This window comes from Streptomyces sp. NRRL S-37, assembly GCF_000721605.1.
In the GTDB taxonomy this organism is placed as follows: domain Bacteria; phylum Actinomycetota; class Actinomycetes; order Streptomycetales; family Streptomycetaceae; genus Streptomyces.
In genome coordinates, this window is the sequence record NZ_JOIZ01000001.1 from 417,197 (window position 1) to 432,912 (window position 15,716).

The 15,716-nt window shown below is 72.0% G+C and carries 15 protein-coding genes; 10 read left to right on the plus strand and 5 right to left on the minus strand.

From position 1 onward, the window contains the following. Position 1: 1 nt before the first annotated feature. The 6 genes from IH50_RS0101705 to pssA all read left to right on the plus strand — a co-directional run bounded on the left by IH50_RS0101705 (position 2) and on the right by pssA (position 6,382). Complete coding sequence (locus IH50_RS0101705) at positions 2-2,029, plus strand: protein meaA (protein WP_030856414.1); 2,028 nt, start codon at positions 2-4, stop codon at positions 2,027-2,029. Then, complete coding sequence (locus tag IH50_RS0101710) at positions 2,026-2,988, plus strand: HpcH/HpaI aldolase/citrate lyase family protein (protein ID WP_030856416.1); 963 nt, start codon at positions 2,026-2,028, stop codon at positions 2,986-2,988. Before IH50_RS0101705 ends, IH50_RS0101710 begins: the two co-directional genes overlap by 4 nt. Positions 2,989-2,993: 5 nt before the next feature. Next, the gene (locus IH50_RS0101715; protein WP_030856418.1) at positions 2,994-3,506 is read left to right on the plus strand and encodes a MaoC family dehydratase; all 513 of its coding nucleotides are present in this window, start codon (positions 2,994-2,996) and stop codon (positions 3,504-3,506) included. Positions 3,507-3,508: 2 nt separating this feature from the next. Beyond that, positions 3,509-4,714, plus strand: a complete 1,206-nt coding sequence (locus tag IH50_RS0101720; RefSeq protein WP_030856420.1) for an acyl-CoA dehydrogenase family protein — start codon at positions 3,509-3,511, stop codon at positions 4,712-4,714. A 170-nt stretch (positions 4,715-4,884) separates the two neighbouring features. Next, a complete protein-coding gene (locus IH50_RS0101725; protein WP_030856421.1) occupies positions 4,885-5,541 on the plus strand; it encodes a phosphatidylserine decarboxylase in 657 nt (218 codons plus the stop codon). Positions 5,542-5,563: 22 nt separating this feature from the next. Further along, positions 5,564-6,382: a CDP-diacylglycerol--serine O-phosphatidyltransferase gene (gene pssA / locus IH50_RS0101730; RefSeq protein WP_030211852.1), complete on the plus strand. Its 819-nt coding sequence runs from the start codon at positions 5,564-5,566 to the stop codon at positions 6,380-6,382. 239 nt (positions 6,383-6,621) lie between these two features. On the opposite strand, the gene IH50_RS0101735 is transcribed toward pssA, so the two are convergent. Next, the gene (locus IH50_RS0101735; RefSeq protein WP_078913796.1) at positions 6,622-7,797 is read right to left on the minus strand and encodes a glycerate kinase; all 1,176 of its coding nucleotides are present in this window, start codon (positions 7,795-7,797) and stop codon (positions 6,622-6,624) included. A gap of 139 nt (positions 7,798-7,936) precedes the next feature. On the opposite strand from IH50_RS0101735, the gene IH50_RS0101740 reads away from it, so the two are divergent. The 3 genes from IH50_RS0101740 to IH50_RS0101750 all read left to right on the plus strand — a co-directional run bounded on the left by IH50_RS0101740 (position 7,937) and on the right by IH50_RS0101750 (position 10,425). Then, complete coding sequence (locus tag IH50_RS0101740; protein ID WP_037871848.1) at positions 7,937-9,007, plus strand: ADP-ribosylglycohydrolase family protein; 1,071 nt, start codon at positions 7,937-7,939, stop codon at positions 9,005-9,007. Positions 9,008-9,134: 127 nt separating this feature from the next. Continuing rightward, positions 9,135-9,638 (plus strand): NUDIX domain-containing protein, encoded by a 504-nt coding sequence (locus tag IH50_RS0101745; RefSeq protein WP_030856424.1) that lies wholly within the window; start codon positions 9,135-9,137, stop codon positions 9,636-9,638. 61 nt (positions 9,639-9,699) lie between these two features. Further along, complete coding sequence (locus tag IH50_RS0101750; RefSeq protein ID WP_030856426.1) at positions 9,700-10,425, plus strand: SIR2 family NAD-dependent protein deacylase; 726 nt, start codon at positions 9,700-9,702, stop codon at positions 10,423-10,425. On the opposite strand, the gene IH50_RS0101755 is transcribed toward IH50_RS0101750, so the two are convergent. From IH50_RS0101755 to IH50_RS0101765, 3 genes are all read right to left on the minus strand, one after another. Next, positions 10,422-10,904 carry a methylated-DNA--[protein]-cysteine S-methyltransferase gene (locus IH50_RS0101755; RefSeq protein WP_030856427.1) on the minus strand — a complete coding sequence of 161 codons (483 nt, stop codon included), beginning with the start codon at positions 10,902-10,904 and terminating at the stop codon, positions 10,422-10,424. The genes IH50_RS0101750 and IH50_RS0101755 overlap by 4 nt on opposite strands. A 21-nt stretch (positions 10,905-10,925) precedes the next feature. Then, entirely contained in the window at positions 10,926-12,428 is a 1,503-nt protein-coding gene (locus tag IH50_RS0101760; RefSeq protein WP_030856428.1) for an AlkA N-terminal domain-containing protein, read from the minus strand. A gap of 68 nt (positions 12,429-12,496) precedes the next feature. After that, positions 12,497-14,449 carry a heavy metal translocating P-type ATPase gene (locus IH50_RS0101765; RefSeq protein ID WP_030856432.1) on the minus strand — a complete coding sequence of 651 codons (1,953 nt, stop codon included), beginning with the start codon at positions 14,447-14,449 and terminating at the stop codon, positions 12,497-12,499. A gap of 34 nt (positions 14,450-14,483) precedes the next feature. Here IH50_RS0101765 and IH50_RS0101770 point away from each other — a divergent pair, with 34 nt between their 5' ends. Further along, the gene (locus IH50_RS0101770) at positions 14,484-14,846 is read left to right on the plus strand and encodes an ArsR/SmtB family transcription factor (protein WP_030856433.1); all 363 of its coding nucleotides are present in this window, start codon (positions 14,484-14,486) and stop codon (positions 14,844-14,846) included. Here IH50_RS0101770 and IH50_RS0101775 read toward each other — a convergent pair. Next, entirely contained in the window at positions 14,827-15,681 is an 855-nt protein-coding gene (locus IH50_RS0101775) for a DUF72 domain-containing protein (RefSeq protein ID WP_030856434.1), read from the minus strand. The genes IH50_RS0101770 and IH50_RS0101775 overlap by 20 nt on opposite strands. Between the last annotated feature and the right edge of the window lie 35 nt (positions 15,682-15,716).

Genomic DNA, 15,716 nt, shown 5'->3' on the forward strand with positions numbered 1-15,716 from the left:
CATGAGTGAGCGTCAGAAGGACCGGCCGTGGCTCATGCGCACGTACGCCGGTCACTCCACGGCCGAGGCGTCCAACGAGCTGTACCGGCGCAACCTCGCCAAGGGCCAGACGGGTCTGTCGGTCGCCTTCGACCTGCCGACCCAGACCGGCTACGACTCCGACCACGTCCTCGCCCGCGGCGAGGTCGGCCGGGTCGGGGTGCCCGTCGCGCACCTCGGCGACATGCGCCGGCTGTTCCAGGACATCCCCCTGGAGCGGATGAACACCTCGATGACGATCAACGCCACCGCCATGTGGCTGCTGGCGCTCTACCAGGTCGTCGCCGAGGAGCAGGGCGCGGACGTCACCAGGCTCCAGGGCACGACCCAGAACGACATCGTCAAGGAGTACCTGTCCCGCGGGACGCACGTCTTCCCGCCGGGCCCGTCGCTCCGCCTGACGACGGACATGATCGCGTACACGGTCTCCCACCTCCCGAAGTGGAACCCGATCAACATCTGCAGCTACCACCTGCAGGAGGCCGGGGCCACGCCGGTGCAGGAGATCGCGTACGCGATGTCCACCGCGATCGCCGTGCTCGACGCCGTACGCGACAGCGGCCAGGTGCCGCAGGAACGCATGGGTGACGTGGTCGGCCGTATCTCCTTCTTCGTGAACGCGGGCGTCCGGTTCATCGAGGAGATGTGCAAGATGCGCGCCTTCGGCCGCATCTGGGACCAGGTCACGCGCGAGCGGTACGGCATCGAGAACCCCAAGCACCGCCGCTTCCGCTACGGCGTCCAGGTCAACTCGCTCGGGCTGACCGAGGCGCAGCCGGAGAACAACGTCCAGCGGATCGTCCTGGAGATGCTGGCCGTCACCCTCTCCAAGGACGCCCGCGCGCGTGCCGTACAGCTTCCGGCCTGGAACGAGGCCCTGGGCCTGCCCCGGCCCTGGGACCAGCAGTGGTCGCTGCGCATCCAGCAGGTCCTGGCGTACGAGAGCGATCTGCTGGAGTACGACGACATCTTCGAGGGCTCGAAGGTGATCGAGGCGAAGGTGGAGGAGCTGGTCGGCGACTCGCTCGCGGAGATGGGGCGGATCGAGGAGATGGGCGGCGCGATGGCCGCCGTCGAGTCCGGTTACCTCAAGTCCCAGCTGGTCGCCTCGCACGCCGAGCGCCGGGCCCGGATCGAGTCGGGCGAGGAGAGGATCGTCGGTGTCAACGCCTTCGAGGGCACCGAGCCCAACCCGCTCACCGCCGACCTGGACACCGCGATCCAGACGGTCGACCCGGCGGTGGAGGCCCGCGTCATCGCCTCGCTCCAGCACTGGCGCGACACCCGCTACCAGCCCCCGTTCAACCATCCGCGCCCCTGCAAGGCGCTGGAGAGGCTGAAGGAGGCCGCGCGGGGCACCGACAACCTCATGGAGGCCACCCTGGAGTGCGCCCGTGCCGGCGTCACGACCGGCGAGTGGGCGGGGGCGCTGCGGGAGGTGTTCGGGGAGTTCCGGGCGCCGACCGGTGTCTCGTCCGCCCCGGTGGCGGTCGCCGCCGAGGAGGGCTCGGCGCTGTCGGAGGTGCGCCGCAAGGTGGAACTGACGGCCAAGGACCTCGGCGTCGGCAAGCTGCGCTTCCTGGTCGGCAAGCCCGGCCTGGACGGTCACTCCAACGGCGCCGAGCAGATCGCCGTGCGGGCCCGCGACGCCGGGTTCGAGGTGGTCTACCAGGGCATCCGGCTCACCCCGGAGCAGATCGTGGACGCCGCCCTCGCGGAGGACGTGCACGCGGTGGGCCTGTCCGTCCTCTCCGGCTCGCACGCCCGGCTCGTGCCGGACGTGCTCGAACGGCTCCGTGTGGCCGGTGCCACAGATATACCGGTGATCGCCGGTGGCATCATCCCGAACGGTGACGCCGAACAGCTGCGGGCCGCGGGAGTCGCCGCGGTCTTCACCCCGAAGGACTTCGACATCACCGGGATCATCGGCCGCATCGTCGACGAGATCCGCACCGCGAACAAGCTCGACCCTCTGGAGGTCCCCGTATGACGACCGTCAACCGCCTTCGCCCCCGCCGCTCCTGTCTGGCGGTCCCGGGAAGCAACCCGCGCTTCCTGGAGAAGGCGCAGGGCCTCCCGGCGGACCAGGTCTTCCTCGACCTGGAGGACGCCTGCGCCCCGCTCGCCAAGCCCGAGGCGCGGCACACCATCGTGAAGTTCCTCAACGAGGGCGACTGGACCGGCAAGACCCGCGTCGTGCGCGTCAACGACTGGACGACGGAATGGACGTACCGGGACGTCGTCACGGTCGTCGAGGGGGCCGGCCAGAACCTCGACTGCATCATGCTGCCGAAGGTCCAGGACGCCCAGCAGGTGGTGGCCCTCGACCTCCTCCTCACCCAGATCGAGAAGACGATGGGCTTCGAGGTCGGCCGGATCGGCATCGAGGCGCAGATCGAGAACGCCCGCGGCCTGAACAACGTCAACGAGATCGCGCAGGCCTCCCCTCGTCTGGAGACCATCATCTTCGGCCCGGCCGACTTCATGGCGTCCATCAACATGAAGTCCCTCGTCGTGGGCGAGCAGCCGCCCGGCTACCCGGCGGACGCCTACCACTACATCCTGATGAAGATCCTGATGGCCGCCCGCGCCAACGACCTCCAGGCGATCGACGGCCCCTACCTCCAGATCCGCAACGTGGACGGCTACCGCGAGGTCGCGCGCCGCGCCGCGGCCCTCGGCTTCGACGGCAAGTGGGTGCTGCACCCGGGCCAGGTGGAGGCGTCCAACGAGATCTTCTCGCCGTCGCAGGAGGACTACGACCACGCCGAGCTGATCCTGGACGCGTACGACTACTACACGTCCGAGGCCGGCGGGAAGAAGGGCTCGGCGATGCTCGGCGACGAGATGATCGACGAGGCCAGCCGCAAGATGGCGCTGGTCATCTCCGGCAAGGGACGCGCCGCCGGTATGCGGCGCACGTCGAAGTTCGAGATCCCGGAGGGCTGAGCGCCATGCAGTTCGGACGCACCTACGAGGAGTTCGAGGTCGGGGCGGTGTACAAGCACTGGCCGGGCAAGACGGTCACGGAGTACGACGACCACCTGTTCTGTCTCCTCACCATGAACCACCACCCGCTCCACATGGACAGCAATTACGCCGAGAAGACGACGGACTTCGGCAGGAACGTGGTGGTCGGGAACTACGTCTACTCCCTGCTGCTCGGCATGTCGGTGCCCGACGTCTCCGGCAAGGCGATCGCCAACCTGGAGATCGAGTCGCTGAGGCACGTGGCGCCGACCTTCCACGGCGACACGGTCTACGGCCAGACGACCGTGCTCGACAAGTGGCCGTCGAAGTCGAAGAACGACCGCGGGATCGTCCACGTCGAGACCAAGGGCTACAAGCAGGACGGAACCCTGGTCTGTGTGTTCCGCCGCAAGGTGATGGTGCCGACCGAGACGTACATCAAGGAGCGCGGCGGCGAGCAGCCGGGCCGCCCGGAGCTCAAGGAACAGGGGAAGTAGTCATGGCGCGCCTCGCCCAGACCGCCGGTCTGACCGACGTCCAGCAGGAGATCCTCTCCACCGTCCGCGACTTCGTGGACAAGGAGATCATCCCGGTCGCCACCGAGCTGGAGCACCGCGACGAGTACCCGCAAGCGATCGTCGACGGGCTGAGGGAACTCGGTCTGTTCGGTCTGATGATCCCCGAGGAGTACGGAGGTCTGGGCGAGTCCCTCCTCACCTACGCGCTGTGCGTGGAGGAGATCGCCCGCGGCTGGATGTCGGTCTCCGGCATCATCAACACCCACTTCATCGTGGCGTACATGCTCAAGCAGCACGGCACGCAGGAACAGAAGGACCACTTCCTGCCGAGGATGGCGGCCGGCGACATCCGCGGCGCCTTCTCGATGTCGGAGCCGGGGCTCGGCTCCGACGTGTCGGCGATCACGTCGAAGGCGGTGAAGGACGGTGACGCGTACGTCCTGAGCGGCCAGAAGATGTGGCTGACGAACGGCGGCACGTCGTCGCTGGTGGCCGTTCTGGTGCGGAGTGACGAGGGTCACCCCGAGGGCACGGCGCCGCACCGGTCGATGACGACCTTCCTGGTGGAGAAGGAGCCGGGCTTCGGTGAGGTGCGCCCCGGCCTGACCATCCCCGGCAAGATCGACAAGATGGGCTACAAGGGCGTCGACACGACCGAGCTCATCATGGACGACCTGCGGATTCCCGCCGACCGGGTGCTCGGCGGGGTCACCGGCCGAGGTTTTTACCAAATGATGGACGGGGTCGAGGTCGGCCGTGTCAATGTGGCGGCGCGTGGCTGCGGGGTCGCTCAGCGTGCCTTCGAGCTCGGTGTCCGGTACGCCCAGCAGCGTCACACTTTCGGCAAGCCGATCGCCCAGCACCAGGCCGTCCAGTTCAAGCTGGCGGAGATGGCTACCAAGGTGGAGGCCGCGCATGCGATGATGGTGAACGCGGCACGCAAAAAGGACTCCGGTGAACGAAACGACCTTGAAGCAGGGATGGCGAAGTACCTCGCCTCCGAATACTGCAAGGAGGTCGTGGAGGACTCCTTCCGGATCCACGGCGGCTACGGCTTCTCCAAGGAGTACGAGATCGAGCGCCTCTACCGGGAGGCGCCGATGCTGCTGATCGGTGAGGGCACCGCCGAGATCCAGAAAATGATCATCGGCCGCCGACTGCTCGAAGAGTATCGATTCCAGGGTTAGATGTCCGGATACGGGGTGTTTTCTTGGAGAAGTGGATCACACCCCGTATGTACTCTTCGACCGCCGACTCGGCTGACTGGCTTACCCAGTTACGGCCCGGAGCCGCTACGATCGCCGGAAAGCCGCCGTCCCCCGCAAGTGCGCGGCATCATCCGCTACGAAGGTCATCCATGCCCCACAGCCAAACCTCTGCACACCGCGACAGCCTCGCCGGCGTACGCCTCGCGCGCGGAGCATCGCCGTGGCTTCTGCCGACCGTCGCCACCGCAGCCGTCAGTCTGCTCCGCTCCCGGCGCTCCGGTGCCGCCAAGGCCGTCGCCGTCCCCGCCACCGCCCTGGCGGCGGGGATGCTGTGGTTCTTCCGCGACCCCGAGCGCGAGATCGCCCAGGGCAGGGTCATCTCGCCCGCCGACGGCGTGGTGCAGAGCATCATGCCGTGGAAGGACGGGCGCACCCGCGTCGCGATCTTCATGAGCCCGCTCAACGTCCACGTGAACCGGGCCCCGCTGTCCGGCACGGTGACGTCGGTCGAGCACATCCCCGGTGGCTTCGTTCCCGCTTTCAACAAGGAGAGCGAGAACAACGAGCGCGTCGTGTGGCACTTCGACACCGAGCTCGGCGACATCGAGATGATCCAGATCGCCGGCGCGGTGGCCCGCCGTATCGTCCCCTACGTGCCCCGGGGCACCAAGGTCGAGCAGGGCGAGCGCATCGGCCTGATCCGGTTCGGCTCCCGCGTCGACATCTACCTGCCCGAGGGCGTGGAGGTGGCCGTCGAGGTCGGTCAGAAGACCGTGGCTGGGGTGACTCGCATTGACCGTGGTTGATCCCGAGACACAGGCCGGCTGGGTGCCCGAGGCCGACGAGGCGGACGACGAGGAGGAGATGCCCCTCTCGCTCCGCCTGTCGATAGCGGACACCCTCACCCTGGGCAACGCCACCTGCGGCTTCATGGCGGTGTACTTCACCACCACCGGCATCCTGATCCCGCACCTCCAGGGCAGCCAGGAGACCGGCATGGCCCGCCACAGCGCGGCCACCGCCGTCATCCTGATGCTGTGCGCGGCGGTCTTCGACCTGTTCGACGGCCTGGTGGCGCGCAAGCTGCGCTCCTCGCCGATGGGCGCGGAGCTGGACAACCTGTCCGACCTGATCAGCTTCGGCCTGGCGCCGGCGTACTTCGTCCTGGTCTACGGCATGGTCGCGGACGACGCGCACCAGAGAGTGGCCGCGGTCGGGGCGATCGTGGTGCTGCTGGCGGTGGTGCTGAGGCTGGCGCGGTTCTCCTGCGTCACGGTGAAGGACGGCACCTTCCAGGGCATGCCGTCGCCGTTCGGCGCGCTGACCGTCGTCTCGATCGTGCTGCTCGAGCTGCCGTTCGTGGCGACGCTGCTGGCGATCATCGGTACGGCGTGGCTGATGGTGAGCCGGGTGGAGTACCCGAAGCCGCGGGGTCGCCTCGCGGTGGCCATGCTGTCGTGGATCGTGCTGTCGATGGGGCTGCTGGCGGCGTGGGCGTTCGACGCGCCGAGCGGGCAGCTGCTGCTCCAGACGGGGTGTGCGCTGCAGCTGGTGATGGGCGCGGTGATTCCGCTGTTCGCCACGGCGCGGCGGGTGAACAACTTCCGCGACAACCGTCGCGAGGCGCGGGCGGCGCAGCTGCCGTAACGCGGCGCGTTGTGCTTGGGCCCCGGACCCGGATGGGTTCGGGGCCCGTTTGTTTCGCCCCCGCCGCCCCTTCCCGTCCCGTCCCCGGGGGCTGCGCCCCCGGACCCCCCTTCGGCCCTGAACGGGCCTCGTCCTCAAACGCCGGACGGGCTGATTTCAGCCCCTCCGGCGTTTGAGGAGCGGGGCCCGGGGCGGAGCCCCGGGTCGGGACGGGAAGGGGCGGCGGGGGCGGGAAACCCTCAGCTCAGGAAGTCCCGCGCGATCCGCTCCGCCGTACGCTCCAGGATCGGCCCCGCATCCGCGATGCACACGGTCACATCCGGCTCCAGATCCGTCAGCGCGTACGCCCGCCGGATCCCCGCCCGCCCCAGCACCTCCGGCGGCAGCGCCAGCCGCCCGCACACCGCGACGACCTCCTTGTCCGCCGCACGCGCCGCCGCGGCCACCCCCGCAGGGGCCTTCCCGTGCAGGGTCTGCTCGTCCAGCGACCCCTCCCCCGTGATCACCAGATCCGCCCGCTCCAGCGCCGGCGCGAACCCGAGCACGTCCAGCATGACCTCGATGCCCGGCCGGAAGGCGGCGCCCAGCAGCAGGGCCCCGTACCCGATCCCCCCGGCCGCCCCCGCACCGGGCGCCGCGGCGAACTCGGCGGCCTTCGCCCCCACCGCCCCCTCCAGCACCTTCGCGAAGTGCGCGAGCGCCGTGTCCAGCGTCTCCACGTCCTCCGGCGAGGCCCCCTTCTGCGGGCCGTACACCGCCGGGGCGCCCTTCGGCCCGGTCAGCGGGTTGTCGACATCGCTCGCGAGTACCAGCTCGACCTCGCCGAGGCGGGGATCCAGCCCCGACAGGTCCGCCGACGCCAGCCCGGCCAGCCCCCCGCCGCCCGGCGCCACCGGCTCACCGTCCGCCGTCACGAACCGCGCGCCCAGCGCCGACAGCATGCCCGCGCCGCCGTCGGTGGTGGCGCTGCCGCCCACCCCGAACACGATCGTGCGCGCCCCCGCGTCCAGCGCGGCCCGCAGCAGCTCCCCTGAGCCGTACGTCGACGCCGTGAGCGGCGCGAAGACACCGGCCGGCAGCCGCTGCAGCCCGCTCGCCTCCGCCATCTCCACGACGGCCGTGTCACCGCGCAGCGCGTACGCCGCGGTCACCTCGTCGCCGAGGGGACCGGCGACCCGTACCTCCCGCCGCTCGAACCCGGCCGCGACCGCCGCGGCCACGGTGCCGTCACCGCCGTCGGCCACCGGCAGCGCCTCGGCCACCAGGTCCGGTACGACCCGGCGCAGCCCGGCGGTCACCCGCTCGGCGACCTCGACGGCCGTCAGCGACCCCTTGAACTTGTCCGCGGCGACGAGCACCCGCGGTGCCGGCCGTGTCGTACGAGTGCCGCTCTCTGCAGCGTCCGCCACTTGCATTCCCCTCGTTCTCCGGGCCTCGCGCGTGTCAAGGCCGAGTCGCGCCGCTGCGACCCTAAACCGGCGGACACAGCGGCCGCCATGCCCTGCCCAGCCCGTGAAACGGCCGGGAACCGGGTACACCGGTCCCATGACCGCGATGAGCGCTGTGGACACGGAGCCGGGACTCGCCGACCGCATCCTCGGAGGCTGGCTGGGCCGGATCGCGGGCAACATGCTCGGCAAACCGGTGGAGCAGGGCGAGGTGTGGACCCGCGAGCGCATCGACCGCTACCTCCGCCGGACGGACGCCCTCCCCCTCACTGACTACCTTCCCGAGCCGCCGACCGAGAGCGAGGGCCTCGACCTGCGCCCCGAGTGGCGGGACTGCGTCCGCGGCCGCGTCCACGGGAGCTGCCGCGACGACGACGTCGACTACGCGATCCTCGGCCTGGACCTGCTGGAGACCCACGGCTTCGCCTTCACCACCGAGCAGGTCGGCGACCTGTGGCTGCTGCGGCTGCCGTACCTGCAGACCTTCACCGCCGAACGCGCCGCCTACCGCAACCTCGCGAACGGCCTCAAGCCCCCGCTCACCGCCACCTACGACAACCCTTACCAGGAGTGGATCGGCGCCCTGATCCGCGCCGACATCCACGGCTGGACGTCCCCGGGCGCCCCGCATCGCGCCGCCTCGCTCGCCCGCCGGGACGCGGTGCTCTCCCACACCGGCAACGGCGTGTACGGCGCGATGTGGGCGGCGGCGCTGATCTCGGCGGCGTTCACGGCGCCCACCGTGCGGCACGCGGTGGACGAGGCGCTGACGGTGATCCCGGCGAGCAGCCGCCTCGCCCGCACCGTGCGCCGGGTGGCCTCCCTGCACGAGGCCGGGCTGGCCTGGGAGGACACGCTCACCACGCTCACGGAGGAGACGGCGGGCCTCGGCTGGATCCACACGGTCCCGAACGCGGCCGTCCTCACCGCCGGCCTGCTGTACGGCGACGGCGACTTCACCCGGACCATCGCCCTGACCGTGCGCGGCGGCCTGGACACCGACTCCAACGGTGCGACGGCGGGCTCGGTGGCGGGCGTCCTGTGCGGCGCCCCGGCCGTCCCCGGCCAGTGGAAGGACCCCCTGCAGGACACGGTCCGCAGCGCCGTCTTCGGCTTCGACGGGGTCCGGATCAGCGAGCTGGCGGAACGCACGCTGCGGCTGGCCCGAGCCGGGTGACCGTGCGATGTGCCCCGGCGCACGCGCCTCCGGTGTCGATCATGGGACCGGCGTGTGCTGCCGTGCGCCCCGCGGGCCCGGCTCCGTGCCCGCGGCGGTGCCCGGCGCCACGATTACCCTTCCGGGCATGACCACCACTCAGCCTGTCCAGGACTACGCCTCCTACATCGCCTCCCTCCCCCGTGTCCTCGCCGGCGCCGCCGTTCTCTTCCGGGACGAGGAGGGGAGGGTGCTGCTCGTCGAGCCGAACTACCGGGAGGGGTGGGCGCTGCCCGGCGGGACGATCGAGTCGGACGACGGGGAGAGCCCCCGCGAGGCGGCGCGGCGGGAGACGGCCGAGGAGATCGGGCTGGACCGGGAGCTGGGACGGCTGCTGGCGGTGGACTGGGTGCGGGGGCCGGGGCGGCCGCCGGTGGTGGCGTACCTGTACGACGGCGGCGTGCTCGGCGCGGACGACTTCGCGGCGATCCGGCTGCAGGAGTCGGAGCTGCTGTCCTGGCGGCTGGTGCCGCGCGGGGAACTGGCCGAGTATCTCCAGGGCTCCCTGGGGCGCCGGGTGTCGGCCGCGCTGGACGTCCTCGCCGGCGGTCCGGGCACCGCGGAGCTGGAGGACGGGTACCCGGTGCGCTGAGCCCGCGCCCGGCGTTTTATCCGCTCGCCGCACCGGTGCCGCGCGGCCTACCCTCGGCCGCATGAGCAAGCCCCTCGTCGCCCTCCTCACCGGTGCCGGTGTCAGCACGGACTCCGGTATCCCGGACTACCGCGGACCCAACGGCCTGTGGCGCCGCGATCCCGAGGCCGAGAAACTGGTGACGTACGCGTACTACATGGGCGACCCGGAGATCCGCCGCCGCTCCTGGCGGATGCGGCGGGAGAACTTCATGTCCGCCGTCGAGCCGAACGGCGCGCACCGCGCCGTGGCCGAGCTGGAGCGCTCCGGGGTGCCGGTGCGGGTGATCACGCAGAACGTGGACGGGCTGCACCAGCTCGCCGGCCTGCCGGCCCGCAAGGTGCTCGAACTCCACGGCACCGTGCGGAGTGTGGTGTGCACCAGGTGTCACGCGCGCGGCGCGATGGAGGACGCCCTCGCCCGGGTCGCGGCCGGTGAGGACGATCCGCCGTGTCTGGGGTGCGGCGGCGTCCTCAAGCCGGCGACGGTGATGTTCGGCGAGCACCTCGATCCCGTGGTGCTGGGCGAGGCGGCGGCGATCAGCAAGGCGTGCACCGTCTTCGTCGCCGCGGGCACCAGCCTCCAGGTCCACCCCGCCGCCGGGCTCGCGGAGGTGGCCGCCGGCCATGGGGCCCGCCTGATCATCGTCAACGCGGAGCCGACCCCGTACGACGGTCTCGCCGACGAGGTGATCCGCGAGCCGATCGGCACCTCGCTGCCGGCGCTGCTGCGCCGGATCGCCGCCTAGAACAGGGCGGCTGCGCGTTCGAAGTCCAGCAGGCGCTGTTTGCGCTCCAGGCCGCCGCCGTAGCCGGTGAGGCCGCCGCTCGCGCCGATGACGCGGTGGCAGGGGACGATGATGCCGACCGGGTTGCGGCCGTTGGCGAGACCGACCGCGCGGGAGGCCTTCGCGTTGCCGAGGGCGTCGGCGAGTTGGCCGTAGGTGCGGGTCTCGCCGTACGGGATGCGGGTCAGTCGGTCCCAGACGCGGCGCTGGAACGGGGTGCCGTGCAGGCGCAGTTCGAGAGTGAACTCCTTCAACTCGCCCGTGAAGTACGCCGCGAGCTGCTCCCGCGCCTCGGCGAAGGGGGTGTCGTCGGGGGCACCGAAGGTCTCCTCCGGTGGGCGGTGGCGCTGGTCGGTCATGTAGAGGCCGCACAGGACGCCGTCGTCGGCGACGAGCGTCAGCGGGCCGTAGGGGCTGTCGGTCACGGTGTGCTGCTTCATCGGCTGGGATCCCTGGTCTCTCTACACCGGCAGGAAGTTGATGGGGTGGCTGTCCGTCGCCCACAGGTACTGGACCGCGTACGCCCGCCAGGGCCGCCAGGCCGCCGCGCGTGCGGTGAGGGCGGCCGGGGTGGAGGGCAGGCCCAGTTCGCGGGCGGCGCGGCGGATGCCGAGGTCGGTGGGGAGGAAGGCGTCGGGGTCGCCGAGGGCGCGCATGGCGATGACGTCGGCCGTCCAGGGGCCGAAGCCGGGGAGGGCGAGGAGTTTCGCGCGGGTCTCGGGCCAGTCGCTGTCGGCGCCCAGGTGGAGGTCGCCGTCGGCGAGCCGGCGTACGAGGGTGGTGAAGGTGGTACGGCGGGTGCGGGGCATGGCGAGGGTCTCGGGGTCGAGCTCCGCCAGTGCCCCGGGGGACGGGAAAAGGTGGGTGAGGCCGCCCTCGGGGTCGTCCACGGGGGTGCCGTGCGCGGTGACCAGGCGGGCCGCGTGGGTGCGGGCGGCGGCCGTGGAGACCTGCTGGCCGAGGACGGCCCGGACGGCGAACTCGTCCGCGTCGACCGTGCGCGGCACGCGGCGGCCGGGTGCCTTGTCGACGAGGGGCGCGAGGACCGGGTCCGCGCGCAGCTGCTCGTCGACGGCGACCGGGTCGGCGTCCAGGTCGAGCAGGCGGCGGCAGCGGCTGATGGCGACGGTGAGGTCGCGGGGGTCGCCGAGGGTGAGGCGGCAGGCGATGTGGTCGGGGTGCGGGGTGAGCGCCACGACGCCGTGGCCGTACGGCAGGCGCAGGGTGCGCCGGTAGGCGCCGATGGGGGTACCTCCCACGCCCTTAGGGCTGTGGGGGAGCCACTCCTCCACGCCGGGTACGGCGGTGGCGGCGAGGTGGCCGAAGAGGTTGTCGGGGTTGAGCGGGGCGCGGAACGGCAGGCGGAGGGAGAGCACTCCGGGGGTGGTGCGGGAGGTGTCCTTCGGTGCCCGGGCGCGCAGTCCGCCCGGGGTGAGTGCGTAGACCTCGCGGACGGTGTCGTTGAAGGCGCGGACGGAGGAGAAGCCGGCCGCGAAGGCGATCTCCGCCATCGGCAGTGCCGTGGTCTCGATGAGGAGCCGCGCGGTCTGGGCGCGCTGGGCGCGGGCGAGCGCGAGGGGGCCCGCGCCCAGCTCGGCGAGGAGCTGGCGTTCGACCTGCCGGGTGCTGTAGCCGAGCCGGGCGGCGAGACCGGTGACGCCTTCGCGGTCGACGACGCCGTCGGCGATCAGGCGCATGGCACGGGCCACCGCGTCGGCCCGCTGGTTCCACTCCGGTGAGCCGGGGCTGGTGTCGGGCCGGCAGCGTTTGCAGGCCCGGAACCCGGCCTGCTGGCAGGCCGCCGCGCTCGGGTGGAAGACCATGTTCTCGGCCTTGGGCGGGACCACCGGGCAGCTCGGCCGGCAGTAGATGCCGGTGGTGAGGACGGCGGTGAAGAACCAGCCGTCGAACCGCGCGTCCTTCGACCGCACGGCGCGCACGCAGCGCTCTGTGTCGGTGTGCATCCCCTTCTGCATGCCTCAAGGATCGGGCACGTCCGGTGCCCCGGTCTGGCGGGAATCCGACATCGACGTCATGTGTCCTGGGGTTGCCCGGATCGCCATGCCGACTCGCGGAGCAGTCGCAGCCCGTTCAGGCCGACCAGCACGGTGGAGCCCTCGTGGCCGGCGACGCCGAGCGGGAGCGGGAGGTGGCCGATGAGGTCCCACAGGACGAGGCCGGTGATGGCCGTGCCCGCGATGACGAGGTTCTGCGCCACCAGCCGGCGGGCGGTGCGGGAGAGCCGTACGACCGCGGGGACGGCGGCGAGTTCGTCGCGTACGACGACCGCGTCCGCCGTCTCCAGGGCGAGGTCGGAGCCCGCGCGGCCCATGGCGATGCCGGCGTGGGCGGCGGCGAGGGCGGGCGCGTCGTTGACGCCGTCACCGACGAACAGCACCTTGCGGCCGGCCGTCTGGAGGTCCCGTACGGCGTTCACCTTGTCCTCGGGGAGGAGTCCTGCGCGGATGTCCGTGAGGCCGGTCGCGTCGGCGACGCGGGCGGCGGCGTGCTCGTTGTCGCCGGTGAGGAGGGTGGGGGTGGTGCCGGTGAGGGCTGTCAGGGCGGAGGTGGCGGCCGGGGCGTCGGAACGGATCCGGTCGGTGAGGGCGAGGGTGCCGACGGGGGTGCCGTCGCGGGTGACGCGGACGGCGGTCTCGCCGTGTTCCGCGTCCGCCGGGTCGGCTCGCCCGACGGTCACCACGGCCCCGTTCACGGTGGCGGTGATGCCGTGGCCGGGTGCGGCGGTGAAGTCCGTGGCGGGGGCGAGGGGCAGGCCGCGGGTGCGGGCGGCGGTGACCACGGCGCGGGCCAGCGGGTGCTCGCTGGGGTGCTCGGCCGAGGCGGCCAGGGTGAGGAGGGCGTCCTCGTCGAGGCCGGAGCCGGGCAGCGGACGTACGGCGGTGACCTCGGGGGTGCCCTCGGTGAGGGTGCCGGTCTTGTCGAGGGCGGCGGTGTCGATCTCACCGAGGCGTTCCATGGCGACCGCCGACTTGACGAGGACGCCGTGGCGGCCGGCGTTGGCGATGGCGGAGAGCAGGGGCGGCATGGTGGCGAGGACGACCGCGCACGGCGAGGCGACGATCATGAAGGTCATCGCCCTCAGCAGGGCGTCGGTGAGGTTCTCACCGACGGCGAGCGGGACGCCGAACACCGCGAGGGTGGCGACGACCACGCCGACCGCGTACCGCTGCTCGATCTTCTCGATGAAGAGCTGGGTCGGCGCCTTGGTGCGGGAGGCCTCCTCGACCAGGGTCACGATGCGGGCGATGACCGAGTCGGCGGGGTCGCGGCCGACCCGGACGCGCAGGGCACCGGTGCCGTTGAGCGTGCCGGCGAAGACGTCGTCGCCGGGGCGCTTGACGACCGGCAGCGACTCGCCGGTGATGGTGGCCTGGTCGGCCTCGCTGACGCCGTCGAGGACGGTGCCGTCGGCACCGATGCGCTCTCCGGGGCGGACGAGCAGGACGTCGCCGACGGCGAGTTCGGCGGTGGGCACGGTCTCCTCGCCGCTCCCGGTCACCCGGGTCGCCGTGGTGGGCGCGAGGTCGAGCAGGCCGCGCACGGAGTCGGCGGTGCGGGCGGTGGCCAGGGCCTCCAGGGCGCCGGAGGTGGCGAAGATGACGATGAGCAGGGCACCGTCGAGGACCTGTCCGATCGCGGCGGCGCCCAGCGCGGCGACGATCATCAGCAGGTCGACGTCGAGGGTCTTCTCGCGCAGGGCGCGCAGCCCTTCGAGGGCCGGTTCCCAGCCGCCGCACGCGTAGGCGACGGCGTACAGGATCCCGCCGGCCCAGCCGGGCGCACCGCCGAGGTCGGCGGCGATCCCGGCCAGGAAGGCGACGAGCGAGGCGAGCGCCCACCGGGCTTCCGGAAGGGCGAGGACACGGGTACGGCGGCGCGGAGCCGGGGTACCGACGGACGACCGGGGCGCGGGGGCGAGAGTCACGGACACCCGGCCACCATACAGGAACACATGAAGATCCATTCATGCGTTCATATGTGATGAGTAGGATGTCCACATGGGTCATGGAGCCGCCGTTTCCGCACAGGACGACGCCGCGCGGGTGCGCCTGGACGCGGACAACGTCGCGAAGGTCGCCACCACGCTCCAGGCCCTGTCCACGCCCTCCCGGCTGCTGATCCTCGCCCGCCTGCGCGAGGGCCCGCTCCCGGCCACGGAGCTGGCGGCGGAGGTGGGCATGGAGCAGTCGGCCTGCTCGCACCAGCTGCGACTGCTGCGCAATCTGGGCCTGGTGGTCGGCGAGCGCCGGGGACGTTCCGTGGTGTACGCGCTGCACGACGACCATGTCGCCGGGCTGCTCGACCAGGCCGTCTACCACGTGGAGCACCTGCGGCTGGGGATCAGCGACACCGCGGGGTGAGCAGCCCCCGCATGGTCTCGGCGGCGCGTACGGCGGCGTCCGCGCAGCAGTTGTTGAACAGCACGTGCAGTTCGTCCGTCCGCTCCGCCGCGCGCCGCAGCCGGGGCACCCAGGCGGCGAGTTCGGTCACGTCGTAGTCGTGGCGGAAGCGGTCCTCCTTGCTCCCCCTCCCCCAGTCCCTGCTGCGGCCGTGGAACCGTACGACGGCGAGGGCGGGGCGGCTGACGGGTGCGACGGGCGGCAGGGAGCCGGAGAGGCCCTGGGCCATGTCCACGCCGACGGCCGTCGCGCCCAGCCCGGACAGCAGCGCGAGGGTGTCCTCGGCCCGCTCCGCCGCCCACCACCCCGGGTGCCGGAACTCGACGGCGAGCGGCCAGCCGGCCGTGCGCTCCGCGCACTCCTCCAGGGTCCGTTCGGCCGGGGCGCCGGGCGCGAACCGGGGCGGGAACTGGAACAGCACGGCGCCCAGCCGCCCGGCCTCGCGCAGCGGCCCGACCGCCTCCGCGAACCTCCTCCACACCTCGTCGAGGAGGGCGCCGTCCACCGGCCGGTCCCGCAGGTCGGCGGGGAGCGCCTGCGGCCGGGTGGGGTGGCCGGTCAGCAGCGAGAACGCCTTGACGTCGAAGCGGAAGCCGTCCGGTGTGCGCTCCACCCACAGTTCGCTGTTGCGGCGGCTGGGCAGCGCGTAGTAGGCGGAGTCCACCTCGACGACGGGCAGCCTGGAGGCGTAGTGCCGCAGCCGTCCCTCGGCGTCCCGCCGCCCGCTCGGATACCAGCCGCTCGTCACGAGCATGCGGTCCGTCCACGAACAGGCCCCGACCAGGATGTCACCCATGGGAGCCCGGGTACCCGGGCTCCCGCGCATGTGTC